This is a genomic window from Micromonospora sp. NPDC049151, from assembly GCF_040648395.1.
Classification (GTDB): Bacteria; Actinomycetota; Actinomycetes; order Mycobacteriales; family Micromonosporaceae; genus Micromonospora.
In genome coordinates this window covers 219,059-244,239 of record NZ_JBEZDP010000004.1, presented here as the reverse complement: position 1 = coordinate 244,239, position 25,181 = coordinate 219,059, and the positions used below count along the sequence as shown (strand labels likewise).

The 25,181-nt window shown below is 72.7% G+C and carries 25 protein-coding genes; 12 read left to right on the top strand and 13 right to left on the bottom strand.

Annotated features, from left to right (window positions below):
- Positions 1 to 100 precede the first annotated feature (100 nt).
- From AB0B20_RS07610 to AB0B20_RS07590, 5 genes are all read right to left on the bottom strand, one after another.
- Positions 101 to 439 (bottom strand): DUF1416 domain-containing protein, encoded by a 339-nt coding sequence (locus AB0B20_RS07610; protein WP_354868562.1) that lies wholly within the window; start codon positions 437 to 439, stop codon positions 101 to 103.
- Positions 439 to 1,287 (bottom strand): sulfurtransferase, encoded by an 849-nt coding sequence (locus AB0B20_RS07605; protein WP_357469019.1) that lies wholly within the window; start codon positions 1,285 to 1,287, stop codon positions 439 to 441. Before AB0B20_RS07605 ends, AB0B20_RS07610 begins: the two co-directional genes overlap by 1 nt.
- A gap of 192 nt (positions 1,288 to 1,479) precedes the next feature.
- On the bottom strand, positions 1,480 to 1,557 hold the full coding sequence (locus AB0B20_RS07600) for an Ms5788A family Cys-rich leader peptide (RefSeq protein WP_311202345.1): 78 nt from the start codon (positions 1,555 to 1,557) through the stop codon (positions 1,480 to 1,482).
- 160 nt (positions 1,558 to 1,717) lie between these two features.
- The gene (locus AB0B20_RS07595; protein WP_357389254.1) at positions 1,718 to 2,500 is read right to left on the bottom strand and encodes a DUF2993 domain-containing protein; all 783 of its coding nucleotides are present in this window, start codon (positions 2,498 to 2,500) and stop codon (positions 1,718 to 1,720) included.
- A gap of 79 nt (positions 2,501 to 2,579) precedes the next feature.
- Positions 2,580 to 3,629: a hypothetical protein gene (locus AB0B20_RS07590; RefSeq protein ID WP_357469015.1), complete on the bottom strand. Its 1,050-nt coding sequence runs from the start codon at positions 3,627 to 3,629 to the stop codon at positions 2,580 to 2,582.
- Positions 3,630 to 3,875: 246 nt separating this feature from the next.
- Here AB0B20_RS07590 and AB0B20_RS07585 point away from each other — a divergent pair, with 246 nt between their 5' ends.
- The 7 genes from AB0B20_RS07585 to pstB all read left to right on the top strand — a co-directional run bounded on the left by AB0B20_RS07585 (position 3,876) and on the right by pstB (position 11,012).
- Positions 3,876 to 4,595, top strand: coding sequence for a response regulator transcription factor (locus AB0B20_RS07585; protein WP_176722767.1), 720 nt, complete (start codon positions 3,876 to 3,878; stop codon positions 4,593 to 4,595).
- Between the two features lie 150 nt (positions 4,596 to 4,745).
- A complete protein-coding gene (locus AB0B20_RS07580) occupies positions 4,746 to 5,600 on the top strand; it encodes a polysaccharide deacetylase family protein (protein WP_357389258.1) in 855 nt (284 codons plus the stop codon).
- A 67-nt stretch (positions 5,601 to 5,667) separates the two neighbouring features.
- Positions 5,668 to 6,672, top strand: coding sequence for a mycothiol synthase (gene mshD / locus AB0B20_RS07575; RefSeq protein ID WP_357469012.1), 1,005 nt, complete (start codon positions 5,668 to 5,670; stop codon positions 6,670 to 6,672).
- A 233-nt stretch (positions 6,673 to 6,905) separates the two neighbouring features.
- Entirely contained in the window at positions 6,906 to 8,003 is a 1,098-nt protein-coding gene (gene pstS / locus AB0B20_RS07570) for a phosphate ABC transporter substrate-binding protein PstS (protein ID WP_357469009.1), read from the top strand.
- Between the two features lie 41 nt (positions 8,004 to 8,044).
- The gene (gene pstC, locus AB0B20_RS07565) at positions 8,045 to 9,130 is read left to right on the top strand and encodes a phosphate ABC transporter permease subunit PstC (protein WP_357389264.1); all 1,086 of its coding nucleotides are present in this window, start codon (positions 8,045 to 8,047) and stop codon (positions 9,128 to 9,130) included.
- A complete protein-coding gene (pstA, locus tag AB0B20_RS07560) occupies positions 9,127 to 10,215 on the top strand; it encodes a phosphate ABC transporter permease PstA (protein WP_357389266.1) in 1,089 nt (362 codons plus the stop codon). Before pstC ends, pstA begins: the two co-directional genes overlap by 4 nt.
- A 20-nt stretch (positions 10,216 to 10,235) precedes the next feature.
- A complete protein-coding gene (gene pstB, locus AB0B20_RS07555) occupies positions 10,236 to 11,012 on the top strand; it encodes a phosphate ABC transporter ATP-binding protein PstB (RefSeq protein WP_357469006.1) in 777 nt (258 codons plus the stop codon).
- 10 nt (positions 11,013 to 11,022) lie between these two features.
- Here the strand turns inward: pstB and AB0B20_RS07550 are convergent, their stop codons facing one another.
- The gene (locus tag AB0B20_RS07550) at positions 11,023 to 11,850 is read right to left on the bottom strand and encodes an NUDIX hydrolase (protein WP_357389270.1); all 828 of its coding nucleotides are present in this window, start codon (positions 11,848 to 11,850) and stop codon (positions 11,023 to 11,025) included.
- A 542-nt stretch (positions 11,851 to 12,392) separates the two neighbouring features.
- Between AB0B20_RS07550 and AB0B20_RS07545 the strand changes: the two genes are divergently transcribed.
- Positions 12,393 to 13,361, top strand: a complete 969-nt coding sequence (locus AB0B20_RS07545; protein WP_357389272.1) for a Gfo/Idh/MocA family oxidoreductase — start codon at positions 12,393 to 12,395, stop codon at positions 13,359 to 13,361.
- A gap of 43 nt (positions 13,362 to 13,404) precedes the next feature.
- On the opposite strand, the gene AB0B20_RS07540 is transcribed toward AB0B20_RS07545, so the two are convergent.
- From AB0B20_RS07540 to AB0B20_RS07530, 3 genes are all read right to left on the bottom strand, one after another.
- Positions 13,405 to 14,409: an inorganic phosphate transporter gene (locus tag AB0B20_RS07540; RefSeq protein ID WP_357389274.1), complete on the bottom strand. Its 1,005-nt coding sequence runs from the start codon at positions 14,407 to 14,409 to the stop codon at positions 13,405 to 13,407.
- Positions 14,410 to 14,413: 4 nt separating this feature from the next.
- Positions 14,414 to 15,040: a DUF47 family protein gene (locus AB0B20_RS07535; RefSeq protein WP_030504473.1), complete on the bottom strand. Its 627-nt coding sequence runs from the start codon at positions 15,038 to 15,040 to the stop codon at positions 14,414 to 14,416.
- Between the two features lie 150 nt (positions 15,041 to 15,190).
- On the bottom strand, positions 15,191 to 16,141 hold the full coding sequence (locus AB0B20_RS07530; RefSeq protein ID WP_357389276.1) for a PPK2 family polyphosphate kinase: 951 nt from the start codon (positions 16,139 to 16,141) through the stop codon (positions 15,191 to 15,193).
- Positions 16,142 to 16,351: 210 nt separating this feature from the next.
- Here AB0B20_RS07530 and sigJ point away from each other — a divergent pair, with 210 nt between their 5' ends.
- Complete coding sequence (gene sigJ / locus AB0B20_RS07525; RefSeq protein WP_357469002.1) at positions 16,352 to 17,305, top strand: RNA polymerase sigma factor SigJ; 954 nt, start codon at positions 16,352 to 16,354, stop codon at positions 17,303 to 17,305.
- Between the two features lie 6 nt (positions 17,306 to 17,311).
- Here sigJ and AB0B20_RS07520 read toward each other — a convergent pair whose 3' ends face one another.
- Complete coding sequence (locus AB0B20_RS07520) at positions 17,312 to 17,818, bottom strand: DUF402 domain-containing protein (RefSeq protein WP_357390124.1); 507 nt, start codon at positions 17,816 to 17,818, stop codon at positions 17,312 to 17,314.
- Positions 17,819 to 17,941: 123 nt separating this feature from the next.
- Here AB0B20_RS07520 and AB0B20_RS07515 point away from each other — a divergent pair, with 123 nt between their 5' ends.
- On the top strand, positions 17,942 to 20,086 hold the full coding sequence (locus tag AB0B20_RS07515; protein WP_357390126.1) for an ATP-dependent DNA helicase: 2,145 nt from the start codon (positions 17,942 to 17,944) through the stop codon (positions 20,084 to 20,086).
- A gap of 53 nt (positions 20,087 to 20,139) precedes the next feature.
- Here AB0B20_RS07515 and AB0B20_RS07510 read toward each other — a convergent pair whose 3' ends face one another.
- Entirely contained in the window at positions 20,140 to 21,426 is a 1,287-nt protein-coding gene (locus tag AB0B20_RS07510; protein WP_357469076.1) for an AI-2E family transporter, read from the bottom strand.
- 163 nt (positions 21,427 to 21,589) lie between these two features.
- On the opposite strand from AB0B20_RS07510, the gene AB0B20_RS07505 reads away from it, so the two are divergent.
- Both AB0B20_RS07505 and AB0B20_RS07500 read left to right on the top strand, forming a co-directional pair.
- A complete protein-coding gene (locus AB0B20_RS07505; RefSeq protein ID WP_357390128.1) occupies positions 21,590 to 21,937 on the top strand; it encodes a co-chaperone GroES in 348 nt (115 codons plus the stop codon).
- Positions 21,938 to 22,045: 108 nt separating this feature from the next.
- Positions 22,046 to 22,204, top strand: a complete 159-nt coding sequence (locus AB0B20_RS07500) for a hypothetical protein (protein ID WP_357469085.1) — start codon at positions 22,046 to 22,048, stop codon at positions 22,202 to 22,204.
- 3 nt (positions 22,205 to 22,207) lie between these two features.
- On the opposite strand, the gene AB0B20_RS07495 is transcribed toward AB0B20_RS07500, so the two are convergent.
- Both AB0B20_RS07495 and AB0B20_RS07490 read right to left on the bottom strand, forming a co-directional pair.
- On the bottom strand, positions 22,208 to 23,737 hold the full coding sequence (locus AB0B20_RS07495) for a PrsW family intramembrane metalloprotease (protein WP_357390131.1): 1,530 nt from the start codon (positions 23,735 to 23,737) through the stop codon (positions 22,208 to 22,210).
- Between the two features lie 156 nt (positions 23,738 to 23,893).
- Positions 23,894 to 25,153, bottom strand: coding sequence for an FUSC family protein (locus AB0B20_RS07490; RefSeq protein ID WP_357390133.1), 1,260 nt, complete (start codon positions 25,151 to 25,153; stop codon positions 23,894 to 23,896).
- Between the last annotated feature and the right edge of the window lie 28 nt (positions 25,154 to 25,181).

Sequence of the window (25,181 nt, the reverse complement as noted above, 5' to 3'; positions counted from 1 at the left end):
GGTGTCACGTACCGGCGAGCTGCCCGGCCGCGCCTCGGCACCCTGGAACGGCTCGTGGCCCGCCACCCGGTCGGGTGGCGGGCCACGATCAGAGCGTGGGTCAGGCGGCGACCGAGACGGTCACCTCGTTGATCCCGCGGGTCGCCGACACGGCGGTGTCGCCGTTGCCGTGGCGGGACAGCGCGCGCAGGGTCCAGGAACCCGGCGCGGCGAAGAACCGGAACTGCCCGGCCGCCGACGTCACCACCTCGGCGGTGAACTCACCCGTCGAGTCGAGCAGACGCACGTACGCGCCCGGCACTACCTCACCGGACTCGGCCAGCACGCGGCCGGTGATGACGGTCTCCTTCTCCAGGTCCAGGCTGGCCGGGAGCGGAGCGGACTGGTCCGGCGCGGCGCAGCCGGCGGCAGCCGTCGAGGCTGCGGAGGCGGCGGTCATCAGGCCTCCCCCGGCTCGTCGCCGAGCGCCACCGGCACGCCGACGAGCGAGCCGTACTCGGTCCAGGAGCCGTCGTAGTTCTTCACGTTGCGGTGCCCGAGCAGCTCCTGGAGCACGAACCAGCTGTGCGAGGAGCGCTCGCCGATCCGGCAGTACGCGATCGTCTCCTTGCCGTCGTCCAGCCCGGCGTCGGCGTAGATCTTGCGCAGCTCGTCGTCGGACTTGAACGTGCCGTCCTCGTTCGCCGCCCTGGACCACGGGACGCTGATCGCGGTCGGGATGTGGCCGGCCCGCTGCGCCTGCTCCTGCGGCAGGTGGGCGGGGGCGAGCAGGCGGCCCGCGAACTCGTCGGGGCTGCGCACGTCGACCAGGTTCTTGGTGCCGATCGCGTCGACCACCTCGTCGCGGAACGCGCGGATCGAGGTGTCCGGCTCCTGCGCGACGTACTGCGTCTTCGGCCGCTCCACCGCGTCGGTGACGAGCGGACGGGCGTCCAGCTCCCACTTCTTGCGACCGCCGTCGAGCAGCTTCACGTCGCGGTGGCCGTAGAGCTTGAAGTACCAGTACGCGTACGCGGCGAACCAGTTGTTGTTGCCGCCGTACAGGATCACGGTGTCGTCGTTGGCGATGCCCCGGTCGGACAGCAGCGCCTCGAACTGGGTCTTGTTGACGAAGTCCCGGCGGACCTGGTCCTGCAGGTCGGTACGCCAGTCGAGCTTGACGGCGCCGGCGATGTGCCCGGTGTCGTAGGCCGAGGTGTCCTCGTCGACCTCGACGAAGACGACGCCCGGGGCGCCGAGGTTCTTCTCGGCCCACTCGGCCGAGACGAGTGCGGTGTCGCGACTCATCAGATCACTCCCTGGTGAGGATGGTTTGGTGAGCCTGCGCGTGGGGATCGATCTCGGTGATTGTCGCACCACACGCGGACCCTGAGCTAGGAACGGATCACGGGTACGTGCGACGGCGCCGCTGCCGGGCGTTGAGGGGAGGTTCGTGGACCCTTGGGGCCGCCGTTCAGGCGGCCGGAGACAGCCCCGCCGTCAGATGACGGGGCGACACAGGCAGGTGGCCACGCGGCACAGGTCGACCGCGCGCCGTTTGGTGAGGAGGGTCCCCATGGGCAGGGAGATTACCAGCCCACGCCACGGACGCCACCAGGCCGACCAGCATCCGGGACGGCAGGCCCGGTCACCGGACCGGGCGCGTGCGGCTCGTCAGCCGGCGGAGTTGATGGCAGGCCGGCTTGTCAGCCGGCGGAGTTGATGGCAGGCCGGCTTATCAGCCGGCGGAGTTGATGGGCACGTTCGCCGCGTCCGCCGTAACCACCAGGCCCTCCGGCTTCGGCTCCACCTTGCGCAGGTTGAGCTGGAACGGCAGCTCCGGCAGCGGCACGTCGATCGAGATGCCCTGCGCGTACCGGGTCAGCGCGGCCCGGGCCAGCGGCAGGTTCGGCAGGCCATCGGCGGTGAGGTCGTTGAACCGCAGCGCCACCTTGTTGCCGGTCACCGTGACGTCGGCGGTGCCGTTGACGGTGAGCTTGATGCCCAGGACGTCGACCGGGGCGGTCACGGCGAGCTTGCCGTTGCGCTCGCCCAGCGTCAGCCCGGGCCGGTCCAGCAGCTTGGCCAGGCTCTCGTAGGTGACGGTGCCCCGCCCGTCCACGCTCTCGGCCACCACGTCGCCCCGGCCGGAGCGCAGCGTGTCCAGCGACGCGGTCACGTTGCGCGCGTCCACGTCCAGCTTCGGCACCTCCACCGCGTCACCCTGCACGTTCCCGCGCACGTCGGTGAGCTGGATCGAGATGCGTTCGTACCGGCCGTCGAGCACCTGGGTGAGGAACGGGAAACCGGCCACCTCGACCTGCGGCGCGGAGGACTGCGCGTCCTGCTTGGCGACCTCCTGCCGGACCTGGTCGGCGATGGCACGCTCGGCCACCCCGGCGGCGACCCGGTCGGCTACGACGAGCAGCCCGGCCAGCACCAGCAGCAGGACGAGGAAGCCGATCAGCACCTTCCGGCCCCGTCGCCGGGGTCGGCCCTCCGCCGGGTACGCCTCTGCCACGCCGCCTCCAGTCCTCGCCGCCGTCACCGCGCCTCGCGGCGCAACCGTACTTACCCGAGGCGAATCCTCCCCAACCGCGTCAGAGGAACAGCACGCACATGGCGTACGCGGCGGGCGCGGCCAGCGCGAACCCGCCCAGCGGCCCCTGCATGTGCCGGGCCACCCACATCGTCGGCGGCTCGCCGGCCATCAGCCGGCCCGCCTCGGCGTACCCCACGGCGAGGTCGGCCAGGACGGCGGTGGCCGCGCTGACCACCCCGACCAGGGCGGCGCTGGTCGGGGTGAAGCCGACCAGGTAGCTGCCGAGCACGGCGCTGGTGAGGGTGCCGATCATGGCGCCGGCGACCACACCGGCCGCGCCGCGCGGCACCTGCGGGGCGAGCCGGGGCCACGGCGCGACCGCGTCGGTGAGCCGGGCGACGAGCAGCGCCACCCCGGCGGCGGTGAGGCAGACGGTGATCGCCTGGGTGCCCTTGGGGATCCGGCTGAGCACGATGAGCGTGGCGAAGGCGACCACGCCCACCACGATGAACAGCGTGCCGCCGAGCGAGTCGGTCACCCGGACCCGGTCCACCCGCCGCACGAGCTGCCCCAGCACGCCGAGCAGGAAGCCGGCGGCCGCGGCGTAGCCGAGCGGGGCGAGGCCGGCGATGTCCGACCGCACGGCGGCGACGTCGGCGATCACGGCCGTGCCGGCGCTGACGAGCGCGACGACGAGCAGCGCGGGCGGTCGCATGGCCATCGTCCAGGCCAGCACGAACAGCAACTGGACGCCGAAGATGATCGCCGCGAACGGCAGCCGGTGCCCCGGGCCCGCGGTCTGCGCGCCGAGCACCAGGCCGACGCCGAGCAGCGCGGCGAAGCCCGCCACGGTGAGCGCCAGGGGCCGGCGGACGGGGACCGGCGGCACCTCCTCCTCGGGCTCCTCGTCGGACTCGTCGTCGGGACGCCGGCCGGGGCCGCCCTTACGCAGCCGGCGCGGGCCCTTGCGCTCCCGCCGGTCACCGTCCTCGTCGGCGGGGCCGGTACGCGGGGCGGGCGGGTAGCCACGGGCGGGGCCGGGCGGCCCGGCGGACGGGTCGCCGGCCCACGGTTCACGACCGGTGTCGCGCGAGGTGGAGGGAAACACGCCCCGATCGTGCCAGACCCGGGCGGCTCGGCGGAGGTCCCGGTTTCGGCGACGTTAAAACCTGCGGCGCGATCAAGGGCAGAAAGGGCAAACGGTAAATCGCGCGAAGGTGACGGCTGGCCCATCGGTTACGCTCAGGCCGTTACCCCGCCCGTCGACGACGCCGGGACCCACGCAAGTTCACAGTGCCGCCCCCACCCGGGCGTGTCGCTGGTCGCGCGCGGCCGAAAGGCCGCCGGGACGGAGGTGATCGTGGAGCTCCTGCTGCTCGTGACCGCACGGGCCGGTGAGCCGTCGGCGGTGTTGCCGGCACTCGACCTGCTACCGCACTCGGTTCGCACCGCACCCCGCGACGTCCGCACGCTGGTCTCCGGCCCGACGCCGGACGCCGTTCTGGTGGACGCCCGCTCCGAGCTGAGCGAGGCGCGGGCCACCTGCCGGATGTTGCACGCCACCGGGCTCGGCGTACCCCTGGTCGCGGTCGTCACCGAGGCGGGGCTGATCGCGCTGAACGCGGACTGGGGCGTCGACGACGTGATCCTGGCCGGCGCCGGGCCGGCCGAGGTGGAGGCCCGGCTGCGGCTGGCGGTCGGCCGCCTCAGTAACGCCACCGCCGGTGCCGGCGGCTCGATCCGGGCCGGCGAGCTGAACATCGACCCGGACACGTACGCCGCCAAGCTGAAGGGCCGGCCGCTCGACCTCACCTACAAGGAGTTCGAGCTGTTGAAGTTCCTGGCCCAGCACCCCGGGCGGGTGTTCACCCGGGACCAGTTGCTGCGCGAGGTCTGGGGCTACGACTACTTCGGCGGCACCCGCACTGTGGACGTGCACGTGCGGCGGCTGCGCGCCAAGCTCGGCTCGGAGTACGAGTCGATGATCGGCACCGTCCGCCAGGTGGGCTACAAGTTCGTCGTCCCGCCGTCGCGCTCGCTGCCGGAGTCGGAGCCCGCCCCGCTGCCGGTCTGACCGCCCACGCCCCACCCCGCTAGAGGGCACTTTTCTCGTATGCCCTTTTTGCCCGACAAGTCAGCCATATCCTGGCTGCCGGAATTGTCGGGCTAGGGGGGCGGCGGTGCGTGCGGTGAACACGGGGGCGACGAACGGCCGGTGCCGTTGATGCGGGGCTCAAGGCTGCGCGCCGCCGGGCTCGTGACCGTCGTGCTGGCGGGCCTGCTCGGCTCGGCGTTCGTGCTGGGTCGCAGCCTGGTGCCGGAGCCGCGCCGGTCCGACGCCGGGGTGGCCACCACGCTCAACGGCCCGCGTTACGGCGACCAACCACCCAGCACCGACCTCCCGAGCGGCACGGCAAGCGCCCGGCCGAGCCCCGACGCCGCGCCGGACACCGCCCCGGTCGAGCCCGGCGGCGACGGCCCGTACGGCGCCTTGATCGCCACCGGCTCGTCCCGCGTCGCGCTGACCTTCGACGACGGCCCCGACCCCCGCTGGACCCCGCAGGTGCTCTCGCTGCTGGCCCGGTACGGCGTGAAGGCGACATTCTGCGTCGTGGGCGAGAACGCCGAGGCCTACCCGGACCTGGTCCGGTCGATCGCGGCCGACGGACACACGCTGTGCAACCACTCCTGGAGCCACGACGTCAACCTGGGCAAGCGATCCCCGGCGACGATCCGGGCCGACCTGCTGCGGACCAGGGACGCGATAGTGGCCGCCGCGCCGGACGCGCGGATCGCGTACTACCGCCAGCCCGGCGGGGCCTGGACACCGTCTGTCATGTCGGCCTGCGCCGACCTGGGTCTCACCCCGCTGCACTGGAGCGTGGACCCGTCGGACTGGAGGGCGCCGGGCGCCACCACCATCGAGGCGAGTGTCCGCGCGCAGATGGGTCCCGGCGCGATAGTGCTCATGCACGACGCGGGCGGGGACCGGTCCGGCACCGTCAGCGCGCTGCAGGAACTCCTCCCCGAACTGCTGGCCCGGTTCGAGTTGGAGCCGCTGCCCGCCGGCAGGCCGTGACGAGCGCCACCGACCGCCGTCGTCGTCCACCGCGAACCACGGCCCGCCGCCCGCTACCGTGACTCAGATGAGCAGCACCGAGCCGACGAGTGGTCCCGCGGCCGACCGGATCGCCTGGGGGGACCGGCTGACGCCGGACGGGATCGCCTGGGGGGACCGGCTGACGCCGGACGGGATCGCCCGGACGGACCGGCTGACGCCGGACGAGGTCGCCGAGGTGCTGGCGCTGGCCCGCGCCGCCGGTGACGCCGACGGCGCCGACCCCCTCGACGAGCACGTGCTGCTGCGGATGCGCGATCCCGAGGCGCCGGCCGTGCACCTCACCGCCCGGACCTCCGACGGCACCCTCACCGGGTACGCGCACCTCGACACCACCGCACCGGCCGACGGCGTGGGCGTGGAGATGGTGGTGCACCCCGCGTACCGGCGGCGGGGCGCCGGGCGGGCGCTGGCCCGGGGCGTGGTGGACGCCGCGTCCGGGCCGCTGCGCGCCTGGGCGCACGGCGACCACCCTTCGGCCGCCGCGCTCGCCGTCGACCTGGGCTTCTCCCGGGCGCGGGTGCTCTGGCAGATGCGCCGCCCGCTCACCGCCGAGTTGCCGGCGCCGGTCGTGCCGGACGGCGTGACGCTGCGCGCGTTCCGCCCGGGCGAGGACGACGAGGCCTGGCTGGCGGTGAACAACGCCGCCTTCGCCCAGCACCCCGAGCAGGGCAAGTGGACGCTCGACGACCTGCGCGTCCGGATCGCCGAGCCGTGGTTCGACAGTGCCGGTTTCCTGCTCGCCGTCGACTCCGGCACCGGGCGGCTGCTCGGCTTCCACTGGACCAAGGTGCACGAGCAGCAGGGCTCGGCCCGCATCGGCGAGGTGTACGTGCTCGGCGTGGACCCGTCCGCGCACCGGGGCGGGCTCGGCCGGGTGCTGACCGCCGCCGGCCTGACGCACCTGCGCGACGAGCGCGGGCTCGACCGCGTGATGCTCTACGTGGACGAGAGCAACACCGCAGCTGTCGCGCTCTACGAGCGGCTGGGCTTCGCGCGCTGGTCCGCGCACGTCAACTACCAGCTGGGCTGAGCCTTCGCCCGCCCGGGAAATTCGCCATAAAGGCGCTGCCGGGTCGCTAGTTCACGAAATGGACAACCCCTCCTCAGCGTACGGCCACCTCGCCGGCCGAACGTGTTCACCGTGCGTTCACTTGCGTCCGGCGAACCGTCCACCTGGCCCTCCTACCTTTCGTGTCAGCCGGTCAGCGCCGGCGCCCGGCACTCCGGGCGACCTGACCAAAGACGTGAAGGGAAACCCCTGAAGTGAAGCTCCAGCGGCACGGCGCCATCGCCTGTCTCGCTCTTACCGCGGTTCTCGGTCTCAGCGCCTGCGGCTCGGACAACAACGAGCCGGCCAGCGCCTCCGGTTCCACCGCCGCGGTGGACTGCGCGACGGGCACGCTGAACGCGCAGGGCTCCTCCGCCCAGAAGAACGCCATGGCCGAGTGGATCAAGGCGTACCAGCAGAAGTGCTCGGGCACCACGATCAACTACGAGCCCAGCGGCTCGGGCGCCGGCATCCAGGCCTTCATCGCCGGCACCGCCGACTTCGCCGGCTCGGACTCCCCCCTCAAGCCGGAGGAGCAGCCGCAGGCCGACGCCAAGTGCACCGGCGGCCAGGCGCTCAACCTGCCGATGGTGATCGGCCCGGTCGCCGTCGTCTACAACGTCAGCGGCGCGGACAACCTCCAGTTCAGCCCGGCCACCCTGGCGAAGATCTTCGCCGGCAAGGCGACCAAGTGGGACGACCCGGCGATCAAGGCCGACAACCCGGACGCCAAGCTGCCGTCGACCGCGATCCAGGCGGTGCACCGCTCCGACGAGTCGGGCACCACCGACAACTTCACCAAGTACCTCTCCAAGACCGCCGAGGCGGACTGGACGCTCGGCAACTCCAAGGCGTGGAAGGCCCCGGGCGGCGTCGGCGCGGCCAAGTCCGACGGTGTGGCCAGCAAGGTCAAGAGCACCGACGGCACCATCAGCTACGTCGAGTGGTCGTACGCCGAGAACTCCGACCTGAAGATGGCCAAGATCAAGAACGGTAACGGCGAGTTCGTCGAGCTGACCGGCGACTCGGCCGGCAAGACCATCGCCGGCGCCAAGTTCGAGGGTCAGGGCAACGACCTCAAGATGTCGATCGACTACAACACCAAGGAGGCCGGGGCGTACCCGATCGTCCTGGCGACCTACGAGATCGTCTGCAGCAAGGGGCTCGCCGCCGACAAGCTGCCGCTGGTCAAGGGCCTGCTCGGCCACGCCGCCAGCGCCGAGGGGCAGAAGGAGCTCGTCGAGCTGGGCTACGCGCCGCTGCCCGAGACCGTCCGCACCAAGGTCGAGGCCGCGGTCACGAGCCTCTCCTGACGCTCTGACCGACACCTCCTCAACACGAAGCGAGCGAGCAGATGGGTGACACCCCTCACCGCTCGGCCGACGCCGGCACCGGCGGGAACCCCGTGGCCACGAGCCACGAGCGACCCGCCGGTGCCTCGGCGCGTCTGGCCGAGCGCCCCGGTAACCCGGGCCGCCCCGACGGCGGCCTCGGCGGCGGCGGTGCCCTCCCCCGGGCCCGCGCCTTCGGCGCGGAACGGGCGTTCCGCGGCCTGACCCTGGCCGCCGGCACCACGGTCCTGGTGGTCATCGCGGCCATCGCGATCTTCCTCGTCGCCCGGGCCGTCCCGGCGCTGCGGGCCAACACCGAGTCGTTCTGGACATTCGAGGGCTGGTTCCCGAACGACAACCCGCCGCAGTTCGGCATCGGCGCGCTCGCCTTCGGCACCGTCCTGAGCTCGCTGCTGGCGCTGCTCATGGCGGTGCCGGTCGCGCTGGGCATCGCCCTGTACCTGTCGCACTACGCGCCCCGGCGGCTCGGCAACGCCCTGGGCTTCCTGATCGACCTGCTGGCCGCTGTGCCCAGTGTGGTCTTCGGCCTCTGGGGACGGGACTACTTCGCCCAGCCGGTCGCCGACCTGTCCGCGTGGCTGAACAGGTACTTCGGCTGGATCCCCATCTTCGGCGACGGCCCGTACGGCAACTCGATCCTGCTCGGCTCCGTGGTGCTCGCCATCATGGTGCTGCCGATCATCACCTCGCTGTCCCGCGAGGTGTTCCGGCAGACCCCGACCGCGAACGAGGAGGCCGCGCTCGCGCTCGGCGCCACCCGCTGGGAGATGATCCGCACCGCCGTCCTGCCGTACGGCCGGCCCGGCGTCATCGCCGCGGTGATGCTCGGCCTGGGCCGGGCTCTCGGCGAGACCATCGCGCTGGCGCTCACGCTCGGCTCCACGTACGCCATCTCGTTCAACATCCTTCAGAGCGGCGGGAACTCGATCGCCGCCAACATCGCCAACCGGTTCGCCGAGGCGAACGACACCGGCCGCGGCGCGCTCATCGCCTCCGGCCTGGTGCTGTTCGCGATCACGCTGATCGTCAACATCACCGCTCGGGCGATCATCTACCGGCGGCGCGAGTTCACGGAGTCGGCCGCATGACAACCACCCTCACCCCCCGCCGCCCGCGCCCGCCGGCCCAGCCGGCCACGCTGCGGGCGAGACGGCTTCCCGCGTACGCCGCTCCGGCCATCGCCGTCGCGGCGCTGCTGCTCGCGGCGGGCATCGTGTACGGCGCCGGCATCGGCGGCCCGGTCCTGGTCGTGGTGGTCGGCGCGCTGCTCTACCTGGCCGGTCTCTTCGCCGCGGCCAACGCGGTGGAGGGCCGCCGGTCGGCCCGCAACCGGACCTGGAGCGCGTTGATCCACTCCGCGTTCGTGCTGGCGGTGCTGCCGCTGGCGTCGGTGGTCTGGACGCTCGTCAGCAAGGGCTCCGAACGGCTGGACGCCGACTTCTTCGGCACCTCGATGAACAACATCGGGTCGCGGGACGCCAACGGCGGCGCGTACCACGCGATCGTCGGCACATTGCAGCAGGTGGGCATCGCCACACTGATCACGGTGCCGCTCGGCGTGCTCTGCGCGATCTACATCGTCGAGTACGGCCGGGGCCGGTTCGCGTTCACCATCCGCTTCTTCGTGGACGTGATGACCGGCATCCCGTCGATCGTCACCGGCCTGTTCGTGCTGGCCTTCTGGGTGTTGATCGTCTCGCCGTGGTTCAACGACGGGCGGCCGGGCTTCTCCGGCTTCGCCGCCGCGCTGGCGCTCAGCGTGCTGATGCTGCCCACTGTGGTCCGCTCCACCGAGGAGATGCTCCGCCTGGTGCCCGCGCCGCTGCGCGAGGGCGCGTACGCGCTGGGCGTACCGAAGTGGAAGACGATCCTGCGCGTCGTGCTGCCGACCGCGCTGCCCGGCATCGTCACCGGCATCATGCTCGCCATCGCGCGGGCCGCCGGTGAGACCGCGCCGGTGCTGCTCGTCGCCGGTGGCGGCGCGGCGATCAACTTCAACCCGTTCGAGAACAACCAGTCGTCGCTGGCCCTCTTCGTCTACCAGCAGGCCGGCGAGGCGTCGAGGTACTCGCCGGCACGGGCGTGGACCGCGGCGCTGACCCTGGTCGCCCTCGTCCTCGTCCTCACCGTGGCGGCGAAGCTGCTGTCCCGCCGCAACCGGCTCGGCCGATGAACCCCGGAGGTACCGCCACCATGGCCAAGCGCATCGAAGCCACGAACGTGACCGCCTACTACGGCGGGTTCAAGGCGATCGAGAACATCAACCTGACCGTCGAGCCGAAGACCGTCACCGCTCTGATCGGGCCGTCCGGCTGCGGCAAGTCAACCTTCCTGCGGTCGATCAACCGGATGCACGAGGTGCTGCCCGGCGCCCGGGTCGAGGGCAGCCTCACCATCGACGACCAGGACATCTACGACCGGGACGTGGACGTCACGGCGGTCCGCCGGATGATCGGCATGGTCTTCCAGCGGCCGAACCCGTTCCCCACCATGAGCATCTTCGAGAACGTGGTGGCCGGGCTGCGCCTCAACGGCGTGCGGCGCAAGTCGATCCTGGAGGAGGCGGCCGAGAAGGCGCTCCGCTCGGCGAACCTGTGGGACGAGGTCAAGGACCGCCTCGCCAAGCCCGGCGCGGGACTGTCCGGCGGCCAGCAGCAGCGGCTCTGCATCGCCCGCACCATCGCCGTCGAGCCGCAGGTGGTGCTGATGGACGAGCCCTGCTCGGCGCTGGACCCGATCTCCACGCTGGCCATCGAGGACCTGATGTTCCAGCTCAAGGACAAGTTCACCATCATCATCGTCACGCACAACATGCAGCAGGCCGCCCGGGTGTCCGACCGGACCGCCTTCTTCTCGATCGAGAAGACCGGCGACCCGGGCCGCCTCATCGAGTACGACAACACCCAGAAGATCTTCAGCAACCCGGCCCAGAAGAAGACCGAGGACTACATCACCGGCCGCTTCGGCTGAGGGGTGAGGGTCAGCTCAGGCGGAAGCGGGGCTCGGCACCGTCCAGGCCGTCGATGTGGGGCAGGATCGGCGTACCCGGGTCTCGCTCTGCCGCCGCGCGGGCCACGCCAGCGAGGTCGCCCGCGGCGGCGACCTCGGCGAGCGTGACCATGGTGGGCGGCAGCATGGTCAGCTCGCCGGCCTGCGCGCGGGCCAGCGCGTCCGCCGGGCGCAGCCACAGCGTGTGGTCGGCCTCGCCGGAGACGTCCCGGGTCCGCTGCCCGTCGGGCAGAAGGGCGACGAAGAAGTACGTGTCGAAGCGGCGCGGCTCGAACTCCGGGGTGATCCACCTGCTCCACGGCAGCAGCAGGTCGGACCGGAGCGTGAGGCCCCGCCCGGCCAGCAGGTCGGCGAAGCCGACCCGCCGTCCCTCCAGATCCTGCCGGGCCGTCTCCCAGTCGTCGCCGCTCACGTCGCCGACCACGGTGTCCGGGTCCGGCCCGGCGAGCAGCACGCCCGCCTCCTCGAAGACCTCGCGCGCGGCGGCGCACACCACCGCCTGCGCGGCGGACGGGTCGAGCCCGAGCCGCTCCCCCCACGCCGCCGGATCCGGGCCGGCCCAGCCCAGGTGCGCCTCCGAGTCGGAGCGGTCCACCCCGCCGCCGGGGAAGGCGTACATGCCGCCGAACGTCATCGCCGCCACCCGGCGGATCATGTAGACCTCGAACCCGTCGCCCTCCGGACGGAGCAGCAGCACCGTGGCGGCGACCCGGGGCACGGCCGGCACGGCGCCCTCGGCCTGGAACCGGCGGGCGTGCTCCACCAGGGCGGGGGGTGCGGCGAAGCCGTCGATCGTCATGCACCGAGCCTAGTTCCCGCCGGGCCGGTCGGCCCGGGGGCGGCCGGGCGGGGCGGCCGGCGCGGCCGGGCGGGGCGCACGCCCGCACTCCCCGAACGCGCCACCTTGTCACGATGCGTAGCTTTCGGCCCCGAGCAACAGACACCCCTCCGCCGCCTTTGCTCTGCAGCCAGATCCGCATCAGCGACCCTCCGTGAAGAGTGCGCATGGGGCTGCAAAGCAAAGGGGGCGGGAGGTATTCAGTCCGGCTCGCGAAAGCGCTGCCCTATGTCCGGTTAGCCGCCTTTAGGCGCCCGACTTCGGCGAGGAACTGGGCAGCACCCGTCACTTCGGGCAGTCTTCACGCTATGTGTTCGCCGGGAAGCGGCATCAGCTCGCCACGCCCGTCGTGATCGGCAGGGTGGAACCGACAGCCCACGCTGGCCACGCGGCGGGCGATGATCGAACGGGCCGCTCTGGCCGCCGCCGACGCCCGCGGCTGAGCGTCCCGACGGGTGGATCACCCTGCCGGCCGCCGAGCCGTAGGGGATAGCGTGCCGGGCATGACGCGTTGGGGAATCCTGGCCACCGGAAACATCGCCGCCCGCTTCGCCGAGGATCTGCGGCTGGTGCCGGACGCCGAACTGCTGGCGGTCGGCTCGCGTACCCGGGAGAGCGCCGAGCTGTTCGCGCAGCGGCACGACGTGCCGCGGGCGTACGCCTCGTGGGCGGAACTGGCCGCGGACCCGGACCTGGACGCGATCTACGTGGCCACCCCCCACGCCGCCCACCACGAGGCGGCGCTCGCCTGCCTGACCGGCGGCAAGGCCGTGTTGGTGGAGAAGCCGTGCACGCTGGACCTGCCGACCACCGTCGAGCTGGTGGAGACGGCCCGAGCCCGAGGTCTGTTCCTCATGGAGGCCATGTGGATGCGGACCAACCCGCTGATCCTGCGCGTGCTGGAGCTGATCCGGGACGGCGCGATCGGTGAGGTCACGCACGTACGGGCGGACTTCGGCGTGGCCGGGCCGTTCCCGCCGGAGCACCGGATGCGGGCCCGTACGCTCGGCGGCGGCGCGCTGCTCGACCTCGGCGTCTACCCGCTGAGCCTGGCCCACCTGGTGCTCGGCGTGCCACAGCACGTGCAGGCCTGGGCGAAGCTGACCCCGGAGGCGGTGGACGAGAACACCGGAATGGTCCTCGGCTGGGACTCCGGCGCGGTGGCGACGCTCAGCTGCGGCATGGTCGGCGCGACAGCGATCACCGCGTCGATCACCGGTACGACCGGCCGGATCGACCTGCCCGAGCTGTTCTTCCGGCCCGCGCACGCGGTGCTGCACCGGGCCGGCGCCGAACCGGAGACCGTTCCGGCGGACCTGACCGGCGGCGGCTACCAGTACGAGGCGATCGAGGTGCAGCGCTGCCTGGCGGCCGGGCTGACCGAGAGCCCGCTGGTGCCCCACTCCGCCACGCTTGAGGTGATGGGCCTGATCGACGACGTCAAGGCCCGGATCGGCGTCTCCTACGCGTGAGGGGTCCCCCGCCACGGCGGGGAACCCCTCGGCGTCAGGTCACTCAGAACAAGGGCCGGACCAGCAGGTACGCCAGGCAGGCGATCGCCGCGGCGGCCGGGAACGTGATGATCCAGGCGATGACGATGTTGCCGGCCACGTTCCAGCGCACCGCGGATAGCCGTTTCGTCGCGCCCACACCCATGATCGCCGAGGTGATCGTGTGGGTGGTGGAGATCGGCGCCTTGAGCACCAGCGCGTTGAAGTAGAGCACCGCGCTGGCCACGGTCTCGGCGGCGAAGCCCTCCGCCGGGCCGAGGTCGATGATCTTCCGGCCGAGCGTCCGGATGATCCGCCAGCCACCCGCGTACGTGCCGGCGGCCAGCATCGCGGCGGAGGTCCAGAAGACCCAGCCCGGGATGTGGGTCTTGCTCTCCTGGAAACCACCGGTGTAGAGCGCCAGCACGATGATGCCCATGGTCTTGGCGGCGTCCTGCATGCCGTGGCCGACCGACATGGCGGCGGCGGAGGCGGTCTGCGCCCACCGGAAGCCACGGCTGAGCTTGCCCGGCTGCCCCTTCCGGAACAGCCACATGATCGCCAGCATCATCAGGAAGCCCAGCACCAGGCCGACCACCGGCGAGAGCACCATCGGGATGAGGACCTTCTCGATGATGGTGGCCCACTGCACGATGCCGTCGGCGGCGAACAGGGTCGCGCCGACCAGGCCGCCGAAGAGCGCGTGCGACGACGAGGACGGCAGGCCGAAGTACCAGGTGATCAGGTTCCAGATGATCGCACCGAGCACACCGGCGAAGACCACGCCGAGGCTCTCCACCCCGGTCGGCAACGTCACCAGCCCGTCGCCGACGGTCTTTGCCACCCCGGCGCCGAAGTGCGCGCCGACGAAGTTGCCGACGGCGGCCAGCGCGAGCGCGATCCGGGGGGTCAGCGCCCGGGTCGAGATGCTGGTGGCGATCGCGTTCGCCGCGTCATGGAAGCCGTTCGTGTAGTCGAACGCCATGGCGACCGCGATCACCGCCAGCACGGCGATGAGTTCGGGACTCACTGGCTCAGGACTCCTTGACCGCGATGGTCTCGACCGTGTTGGCCACGTGCTCGAAGGCGTCGCAGGCGGCCTCCAGCTCGTCGGCCACCTCCTTCATCTTCAGCACCGTGAGCGCGTCGTACTCGCCGGAGAAGAGACGTACGAGCAGCATCCGGTACGCCTGGTCGCCGTCGTTCTCGAGCCGGTTGCACTCGATCCAGTAGTCCTCGAGATCCTTCATCGACTTCAGCCGGGGCATCGCCTCGGCGGTGAGCTTGGCCTGCAGGTCGAGCACGTTGACCAGCTCGTGCAGCTCGCGTGGGAGCGACGGGAGCTTGGTCAGGCCGTACAGGTAGAGCAGGTTGCCGACCGCCTCCAGGTGGTCCATCACGTCGTCGAGCAGCGAGCCCAGCCGGTAGATGTCCTCGCGGTCGAACGGCGTGATGAACGTGGAGTTGATCTTCTTGTACAGCTCGTGCGTGATCTGGTCGCTGTCGTGCTCGATGTCGGTCAGCCGCTCGCTGATCGACTGCACGTCGGCGCCGGGCAGGCCCAGCTCGTTGAGCAGGTCGGTCCCCTTCACCAGGTTCTGCGCGGCCCTGGTGAAGAGCTCGTAGAAAGCGCCCTCGGTGGGACGGAAGGAAAACTTCACAGCACGGACCTCGTCGTGTCGGTGGAAGGGTGGCCGTCGCCCTCCGGGGCGTCTGCATTGCGCATGCTAGGGACCGCGTCCAGGCGGCTTTCGATCGGCCCACCCGTGGTCAAGCCCGATTCACCGCTCGTTCATCTTCCGTTCACCTGATCACCCGCCGAGTTGGTTCCGTAACCGGTCACGCTCCCGTTCAACGTCGAAATCGGCAGGCGGATACCCCAGATCCAACCCGTCGAACGTCTCACGCAGCAGGTGGGCGACCGCCCAGTCGCGATACCACTTGCGGTCCGCCGGCACCACGAACCAGGGCGCGGCGTCCGTGCCGCACCGCTCCATGGCCTCGGCGTACGCCGCCTGGTAGTCGTCCCAGCGGGCCCGGGTGTCCAGGTCACTCGGGTTGAACTTCCAGAACTTCGTCGGGTCGGTCAGCCGCTCCATCAGCCGCTCGCCCTGCTCGGCGTACGAGATGTGCAGCATGACCTTCACCACTGTGACCGCCTGCTCGGTCAGCTCCCGCTCGAAGTCGTTGATGACCTCGTACCGGGACCGCCAGGTCGCCTCGTCGACCAGCCCTTCGACCCGGGCGATGAGCACGTCCTCGTAGTGCGAGCGGTTGAACACGCCCACATATCCGGGTGGCGGCAGTGCCCGGCGTACCCGCCACAGGAAGTCGTGCCGCAACTCCTCCTCGGTCGGCGGCCCGAACGAGCGGATGTGCAGCCCGAGCGGGTTCATCGCGCCCGCCACCCGCTTGACGGTGCCGTCCTTGCCGCCGCAGTCCATCGCCTGGAGCACCAGCAGCACCCGGCGCGGCCGGTTCCCGTCCAGTCCGGCGTCCGCCTGAGCCGGCGCGCTGGTGGCGCTGCCCGGACCGGCGGCGCCCTGCGCCGAGGCGTACAACATCTCCTGCTGCCGCCCCAGTTCCCCGCCGACCAGTTCGACCTGGGCCCGCGCCCACTCCTTGCGCCCGGGCCCGCGCCCGGCCGCCGCCGGCAGACCCGGCGTGGACCGGGGATCGATCGCCGCCAGATCCACCGCCCCGGACCCCACCCGCAGCAACTCCCGCATCCGCCCGCCCTCGGGCCCCACCACCTCACTCATCCCCCGATCCTCACCCCCTCGGACCATTCCCGCCCGCCCACCCCGTCGATCTTGCGGTTGCGGCCCCCGACACGCCCGGAAAGCGCCGTTTGTCGGGGCAGAAAGTACAAGATCGACGGGGTGGGGACGGGGCGGGGGCGGGGCCGGGGCGGGGGCGGGGCGGCGGGCGGCGGGGCAGCCGGCGCGGGCGGTGGGCGGGAGAATGGGCGGGTGGACGAGCTTGCGGGGGAGTTCGAGGCGGAACGGGGGCGTCTCCTGGCAATCGCGCGACGGATGCTCGGCAGCCGCGGCGAGGCCGAAGACGCCGTGCAGGAGACCTGGCTGCGCTTCTCCGGGGCGCTGAGCGATCCGGAGCAACGCGCCCGCGTACGCGATCTGCGGGCCTGGCTCGTCACCACCTGCTCCCGGATCTGCCTGGACGTGCTGCGCTCCGCCCGGGTACGCCGGGAGGCGTACCCCGGTCAGTGGCTTCCCGAGCCGGTGGTGACCGCGGCGCCCACGCCGGACGGGTTCGCGCCCGACCCCGCCGAGCGGGCGGTGCGGGCCGACCAGCTCGGCACCGCCCTGCTGGTGGTGCTGGAACGGCTGACGCCGGAGCAGCGGGTGGCGTTCGTGCTGCACGACGTGTTCACGGTGCCGTTCGGCGACGTGGCGGACGTGCTCGCGGTGACCCCGGAGGCGGCGCGTCAGCTCGCCTCCCGGGCCCGCCGGGCGGTGCAGGGGCCGGACGCGCCCCGGCACAGCGCCGACCTGGCCGAGCAGCGGCGGGTGCTCAACGCGTTCGTCGCGGCGGTGGAGTCGGGTGAGCTGGAGCAGCTGGTGCGGGTGCTCGCCCCGGACGTGGTGGCGATCGGCGACTCCGGCGGCCACTTCCCGGCGGCCCGCCGCCCGGTGGTCGGCGCGGAGGCGGCCGGACGCCTGCTCCTCGGCCTGTTCGGCCAGGCCCGCAAGTGGGGCGCGATGCGGGTACGGCCGGTGCTCGTCGACGGCACGCTGGGCTGGCAGGGGGAGGTCCCCTACCGGGACGGGCGGATCATGCGGCTGGTCACCTCGTTCGCCGTCCACGAGGGGCGGATCACCGGCGTGTTCAACCAGCTCAACCCGGACAAGGTCGGTGAGCTGACACCGCTGGGGACGGACGCCGTCTGGCCGCCGCGCTGGTGACCCGGCTCAGACCACCACGGCAAGCCACTTCCGGTACGACGTGGCGAACGGCTCGGTGCCGTCGCCGAGCGCGCCGAGCAGCCAGCGGGACGCCGCCTCGGCCTCGGTGACCACGTCGTCCGGGTAGCCCCAGCGGGCCCGGTGCTCGGCGAACTCGTCCTCGTCGCGCAGCTCGACCAGGCCGGTCTCGCGGCGGCGCACCACGTCCAGGTCGAGGTCGATCAGGTGGACCGTGTCCTCGCCCTCCCAGCGGGCCGGGGTGGCGATGTCGCAGTAGACCTCGCTGGTGCGCGGCGGCGGGTTGAACATGCCGGTCCACCAGCCGTGGTGCGGCACCAGCAGGACGAACGGGATCTGCTCGACCGAGGGGCGGCCGTGGTAGACGGACTCGGTGCCGGCGGGCACGCCGAGCCAGACGCCGAGGTCGTCCTCGGCCAGCCGGCGGGCGGGGTAGTCGCGGTGGGCGCTGCCGTCGTACTTGCGGTAGATCACGCGGACCACGTCGCTCGGCATGCCTGGCACCCTAACCGATTCCGGCCACGCCACGCGATCGGGAAGTAACCGGACGCGACCCGCCGTCCGCCACACCGCCGGAGGGGCCGGACCGCCGTCGGTGCCGGCGGGTACGGTCGCACGGTGACCCCGTCCCGCACCGCCACCGGCCCGGCCGTCCCCAGGAAGCGCCGGAGCAACCGACCCGGTGCCGGGGAGCTGCTGACCGCCGCGGTGGGCGCGGTTCCGGGCGGCGCGGCCCGGCCGGGTCAGCAGCAGATGGCCGAGGCGATCGAGCGCAGCATCACCTCCGGTGAGCACCTGCTGGTGCAGGCCGGCACCGGCACCGGCAAGTCCCTGGCCTACCTCGCTCCGGCGCTGACCGTGGACGGGCCGGTGGTGGTCTCCACCGCCACGCTGGCGTTGCAGTCCCAGCTCGTCGAGCACGACCTGCCCCGGCTGGCCGACGCGGTCGAGCCGGTGCTGGGCCGCCGCCCCACCTTCGCCGTGCTGAAGGGCCGCCACCACTATCTCTGCCTGGCCCGGCTGGACAGCTCGGTCGAGGACGAGCCGGACGACGCGCTGTTCGACGCGCCGCGCCCCGGCAACGGCGGCACCAAGTGGCTCGGCGAGGCGGGCCGGCTGGGCAAGCAGGTGCAGCGGCTGCGCGACTGGGCCGAGGAGACCGCCACCGGCGACCGGGACGAGCTGGACCCGGGCGTGGACGAGCAGGTGTGGCGCAGCGTGTCCATGCCGGCCCGGGAGTGCGTCGGCGCGAGCCGCTGCCCGTTCGGGCAGGAGTGCTTCGCCGAGGCGTCCCGCGCCCGGGCCCGTGAGGCCGACATCGTGGTCACCAACCACAGCCTGCTCGCGGTCGACATGCTCGCCGGGCGGCACATCGTGCCGCCGCACCGGCTGCTCGTGGTGGACGAGGCGCACGAGCTGGCCGACCGGGTGTCGTCGGCCGCCCAGGCCGAGCTGGTGCCGGAGCTGATCGACAGGTCCACCCGGCGGGCCCGGCCGCTGCTGCGCCCCGACGTGGCCGAGCGGCTCACCGAGGCCGGTGACGCGCTCGCCGTGGGGCTGGCCGAGGCGCCGGCCGGGCGGCTCACCGCCGGTCTGCCGCCCGCGCTGCGCGAGGCGTGCACGCTGCTGGACTCGGCGACCCGGGCCGCGCTGGAGGCGATCGGCGACGTGAAGGCCGACGACCCCGATCCGGTACGCAAGCAGCAGGCCAAGGCGGTGCTGGACGAGCTGTCCACCACCGCCCAGCGGCTGCTGGAGGAGGCCGACCACGACGTCGCCTGGGTCGAGAAGCCGGACAACGGCAGCCGCCGGGCGCTCGTCGTGGCTCCGCTGTCGGTAGCGGGCACGCTCGCCACCCACCTGTACGACGAGCGCACGGTGGTCGCCACCTCGGCGACGCTGGCGCTGGGCGGGCGCTTCGACACGGTGGCCCGGGCACTGGGGCTGGACGCGCCGCCGCCCGCACCACCCTCACCGGCCGCCGCCGCGCTCGCCACCGCTGCCGCCGCCGGCCGGCCCTCGGCCACGCCGCCGGTGGCAGCCACCGAGGGCAGCCGGGCGTCGATCGGCACCGTACCGGCCACCGAGGGGCCGGGCTGGAGCTCGCTCGACGTCGGCTCGCCGTTCGACTACGCCCGGCAGGGCATCCTGTACGTGGCAGCGCACCTGCCCCGCCCCAGCGTCTCCGGGCTGCCCGGACCGGCGGGTGAGGAGCTGCTGGCGCTGGTCGAGGCGCTCGGTGGTCGTACCCTCGGGCTCTTCTCGTCGCGACGGGCCGCGCAGCAGGCGGCGGAGCTGGTCCGCGCGCGGACCGACCTGCCCGTGCTGCTCCAGGGCGAGGAGGCGCTGCCGCTGCTGGTGCGCCGGTTCCGCGAGGTGCGGGAGAGCTGCCTGTTCGGGGTGATGTCGCTCTGGCAGGGGGTGGACGTGCCGGGCGACGCCTGCCAGCTCGTGGTGATCGACAGGCTGCCGTTCCCCCGCCCGGACGAACCGCTCGCGGCGGCACGGGCGGCGGCGGTGGACGCCGGCGGCGGGTCCGGGTTCGCGGCGGTGAGCGTGCCGATCGCGGCGGTCCGGCTGGCCCAGGGCGTCGGCCGGCTGATCCGGGCCACCGGCGACCGGGGCGTGGTGGCGGTGCTCGACTCACGGCTGGAGACGGCCCGCGGGTACGGCCCGTTCCTGCGCCGCTCGCTGCCGCCGTTCTGGTACACCACCCGGCCGGAGGTGGCCCGGGGCGCGCTGGAACGGCTCGCCAAGAGCTGACGCCCGCGCCTCCCCGGGCGGGGGTGACGCGGGCGTCGGCGGGTCTTGCCTGATCAGGGCGCCTGGGAGGCGACCACCACCGCGTCCGGTGGGGTGTCCGGCACGGTACGCGCGGAGAGCCGGCGCACCGCCGTGTTGAGTACGGCGATCAGCGGCACCGCGACCAGCGCGCCGGCGATCCCGGCGAGCACCACTCCGGCGGCGATGCCGATGATCACGGCGAGCGGGTGGATGGCCACCGCGCGGCCCATGATCAGCGGCTGGAGCACGTGGCCCTCGATCTGCTGCACCCCGACCACCGCGGCGAGGATGACCAGCGCGATGCCCGGGCCGCTGTCGACCAGCGCCACCAGCACCGCCACCACGCCGGACAGGAACGCGCCGACGATCGGGATGAACGCGCCCAGGAAGACCAGCGCGGCCAGCGGGAACGCGAACGGGATGTCGAACAGCACCAGGAAGATGCCGATGCCGACCGCGTCGATGAAGGCCACGAGCACCGTGGCCCGCACGTAGGCACCGAGCGTCGCCCAGGACGCGCGGCCGGCGTCGTCGACCTTCCAGCGGGCGGCCACCGGCAGCAGCCGGACCAGGAACCGCCAGATGTTGTTGCCGTCGCGCAGGAAGAAGAACGTGGCGAACAGGACCAGGACGGTGCCGGTGAGCACCTCGGCGAGCGTGGCGGCGGTGCTGAGCGCACCGCTGGTGAACCGCTCGGTGTTGCCGTTGATCCAGTTCTGCGCCTCGTCGATGTAGCGGTTGAGCTGGCTGTCGGACAGGTGCAGCGGCCCGGTCTTGAACCAGTCCTGGATCTGCCGTACGCCCTCGGAGGACTTCTGGCTCAGCTCCGGTACGCCCTTGATGAACTCGTTGACCACGAACGTGAGCGTGCCGACGACAGCGGCCAGGCCGGTGACCAGCACCACGGCGGTCGCCAGCGAGCGGGGCAGCCGGGCCCGGAGCAGCCAGCCGACCGCCGGGGCGAGCAGCGCGGAGAGGAGCAGCGCGACGGCCAACGGGATGATCACGATGCTGATCGTGCCGACGATCTTGAGCAGGGCCCAGGTGACGATGCCGATCACGATCAGCCGCCAGCACCACGCGGCGGCGATGCGCAGCGCGTGCGGCACCTCGGTGTCGTCCCGGCTCACAGTCGACGAGTGCAACGCCGCCGGCGGCTCGACGCCCACCACGGCCGCCTCCGGCGAGGCGGCCGGGCCCGGTGAGGCGGGCGAGGCCACGCCCCCGTCCGCCGCCTCCGCGGCGGCTGCTCGCCGGGTCCGGGCGGCTTCGCGGCCCGACTCGTACGCACGGCGGAGCCGTCCGCGCATCCGCTCCATGCGGCTCAAGCGCACCTCCGGCAAAATCAGCCCCACCGGGTCGCAGGGGGCACAGGATACGTCCGTACGCCCCACCCTAGGGCGACTCGGCCACACATTGCCCGCCCGGCACTCTCACCAACCACGCCGGAATCGGCTGACGGCCACGCGGTAGCGTCTTCGCGTGACCGCCGACCAGAGTCTCGACGCCGGGCTGCCGATCCGCCTGCTGCACGACCGCGTGCTGGTGCGTACCGAGGGTGGTGAGGGCGAACGCCGTTCCACCGCCGGCATCGTGATCCCCGCGACGGCCGCCGTGGGCAAGCGGCTGGCCTGGGCCACAGCGGTCGGCGTCGGGCCGAACGTCCGCGCGATAGTGGCCGGCGACCGGGTGCTGTTCGACCCGGACGACCGCTCCGAGGTCGAGCTGCACGGGCGGGCGTACGTGCTGCTGCGTGAGCGGGACGTGCACGCCGTGGCGGCCGAGCGGGTGGAGAGCACCGCGGCCGGGTCCACCGGCCTCTACCTGTAGCCCCACCCCTCTGGCGGCGGTAGCTGCGCGGCGGCGCCGTTTGCGGCGCTGCCCGGCGGGAAGCCCAGGCACCTCAGCGCGCCCCTGGGGAGGGACACCATGCCGGTAGTGATCAAAAAGATCCTCGCCTGGGGATTCCTCGCGTTCCTGATCTACTTCATGGCGTTCCGGCCGGACGGGGCGGCGCAGGTGTTCAAGGGCATCGGGGCCGCGCTGATGGCCATCGCCCAGGGGCTCGGTGACTTCCTGACCGGCCTGATGAGCTGACGTTCAGCGGCCGGGGTGCCAGGGCGCGCCCGGGTCGTGCCAGCCGCCCGGACCGTGCCCGGCGCCCGGTCCGTGCCAGCCGGCCGGGCCGGGACCGCTCGGGCCGTAGCCGCCCGGCGGGAAGGCGGGCGGCGGGGCCAGCACCACCGGGATCGGCACCACCGGGTCGTCCGGCGCCTCGACCGGGCGCTGCGAACCGTCCGGGAACCGCAGGTGATAGCGCTGACCGTCCCACACCCCGACCGGCGCCTGCGGGTCACGACCGACGAAGAACTCCCGGTACGCGGCGATCGCGTCCAGCAGCTCCCGTTCCTCCCGTGCCGTCCGCTCCCGCTCGGCGGGCTTGTGATCGAGTCCCCGGCGCATCCCGTCGCGCAGCAGCGCCAGCCGGGTCGCGGCGAACTGGTAGCCGCGCATCGCGCGTAGCCCGCCGTCACCGGCCACCCGCCGCGCCCAGGTACGCGCCGCGTGCCGCCGGCCCAGGCTGCCCAGCGCCGCCACCTCGGGCGGTGTGAGCCAGCCCGCGCGTACGTAGTCGGGCAGTGTGCGCTCGGTGAGCCGGCCCTCCCAGGCGCGCAGCCAGACCGCCAGCCCGACCATCGCGAAGAAGATCGGCATCATCAGGCCGATGAAGCCGTAGAGCGCGATCACCGGCTGCCCGATGGCCTGGGCCAGCGTCGGCAGCAGGTTCCAGGTGCCGTGCAGGATCATCGCCAGGAGCAGCCCGGCGAGCGGCGCGAGCACCCGTACCCGCCGGTCGGCGGTACGCGCGGCGATACCGAGCCCGACACCGGTCATCGAGGTGAACAGCGGGTGGGCGAAGCCGAACAGCAGGATCCGGCCGATGAACAGCGCGATCACCAGCTGCGTGCCGGTGGCCGGGCCGTACTGCTCCACGCCGGTGCGGTAGCCGTACCCGCCCAGGTAGAGGATGTTCTCCACCATTGCGAAGCCGACCGCGGACAGCCCGCAGTAGACCAGGCCGTCGGTGATCCCGGAGAACTCCCGGCGCCGGAAGATCAGCAGCAGGAGCGGACCGGCCGCCTTGGTCAGCTCCTCGATGAACGGGGCGACAAGCACCGCGGTGAGCGCGGCGGGCAGCCCCCAGTCCTCGAAGAGCCGCGCGCCGGTCCGGTTGACGATGAGCGAGAGGGCGGTGGAGACGAAGGCGCCCCAGGCGAAGCAGAAGACCAGGTAGGGCAGCGGCTCGGGTTCGTATCGGTCGAGCCACAGGAGGCAGGCGACCAGCACCGGCACCGGCAGGACCGACGCGGCCGCGCCCACCAGCAGCGCCTCCGCGCCCAGACTCTCACTCAGCTCGTAGACCATGTAGAGCGCGCCTGCCGCGATCAGCAGCACCACCCCGGCCAGCACGAACACCCGCCGCCAGCCGATCCGGCGCGGCGGCATCCCGGGCGTCGGCGCCCCCGGCGGCGGTGCGGCGGGCGCGTACGGTGGCGGCAGGGCTCCGCCGGACGGGGTGTCGGCCATGCGGTCAGCGTAGTCACCCGCGCCCCACCGTTCCGGTCGCATCACGACGCCCGCGCCCCCGGCCCTCCCCCTCCCCTCCCCGGAATCGCGGCGGTGATCAAGGAGTTTGCGTACCAGTCGATCTCTGGAGGGGCCGTTAACTCCTTGATCAACGCGATTGGGTGCGGGAGGGCGGGGGCGGGGGCGAGGAGGCGGGGGTCAGCCGACGGGTGGGGCTGTGGGGGGATGGGCGGCCGGGTTGCGGTCGGTGGGGCCGCCGGTCCGGTGTTCCTTCTCGCCGAACGCCTGCCGGACCAGCCGGTTCGCCTCCTCCTGCTCGATCCCGGACGCCACCAGCAGGTCGCTCGCCGTGGTGCGCACCTGGGCGATCACCACGCTGCCGGAGAAGCCCACCCCGTCGGCGTACGCCCGGCCGGCCTCGCTCACCGCGCGCAGCGACCGTTCCCGGGCCTGTTCCGGCTCCTGCCCGGCGGCGAACTCCTGCCGGAGCAGGCGTACCGACTCGGCCAGGTGACCGACCGCGTCCGGCATCGGCTCGGGGACCGGCTCGTCGTCCTCGATCATGGTGACGGCGCGGCGAATCAGCGTGCCGCTGTTGCGCATGGCCCGGTCGATCGGTTCGGCGGCCTCGGCGTAGTGGGTCAGCTCGCCACGCCGGTGCCAGCGGGCCGGGGAGAGCGTGCTCGTCTCCTTGGCACCTTCGATCGCCTCGGAGAGCGCGGCCAGTTCCTCCTTGTTCTCGCGCAGCCGGAACAGGGCCCGCTGGGCCGCGCCCCGGTCCCGGTTGCGCAGCGCCTCGGCGCCCGCGTCGAGCTGGTCGGCGAGCAGGTCGAGGGCGGGCCGGGCGGCCCGGTTGATCACCCGTAGCGGGTTGAGCGGCAGCAGGACGGCGGTGACCAGCAGCGCGATGCCGCCGCCGAGGAGCGCGTCGACGAAGCGGGGGAACTCCAGGTTCTCCGTGGACGGGCTGAGCGTCACGATCAGCACCGCCGTGGCCGCCGCCTGGATGACGACGGCCACGCTCGCCCCGGCGAAGATGCTCAGCAGGATCGCCGAGGTCACCACGAGCGCGAGCTGCCACGCGCCGGTGCCGACGAAGTAGATCAGCACGTCGCCGACGAGCACGCCCACCGCCACCCCGGCGATCAGCTCGACCGTGCGCCGGAACCGCTGCCCCACCGAGGCGGCGAGCGTGCCCACCGCGGAGATCGGGGCGAAGACCGGCTGGGGGTTCTTCAGCAGCCGGTGGGAGACCAGGTACGCCAGGCCGGCGGCGAGCCCGGCCTGCACCGCCAGGCCGAACGCGGTACGGACCCGGTGCAGCCGGTCGTGCAGGGTGGCCTTGCCCCGGTGCCGCAGCCCCTCCATCGCGGAGGCGATCCGCTGCCCGTCGCGGTCGGCCGACCCGTCACGCGGGTTGCCGCGACGAAGGAACGGCAGACGTCGGTCCCGGGCCATGGCGGGTACTACCCGCGACGAACCCGCT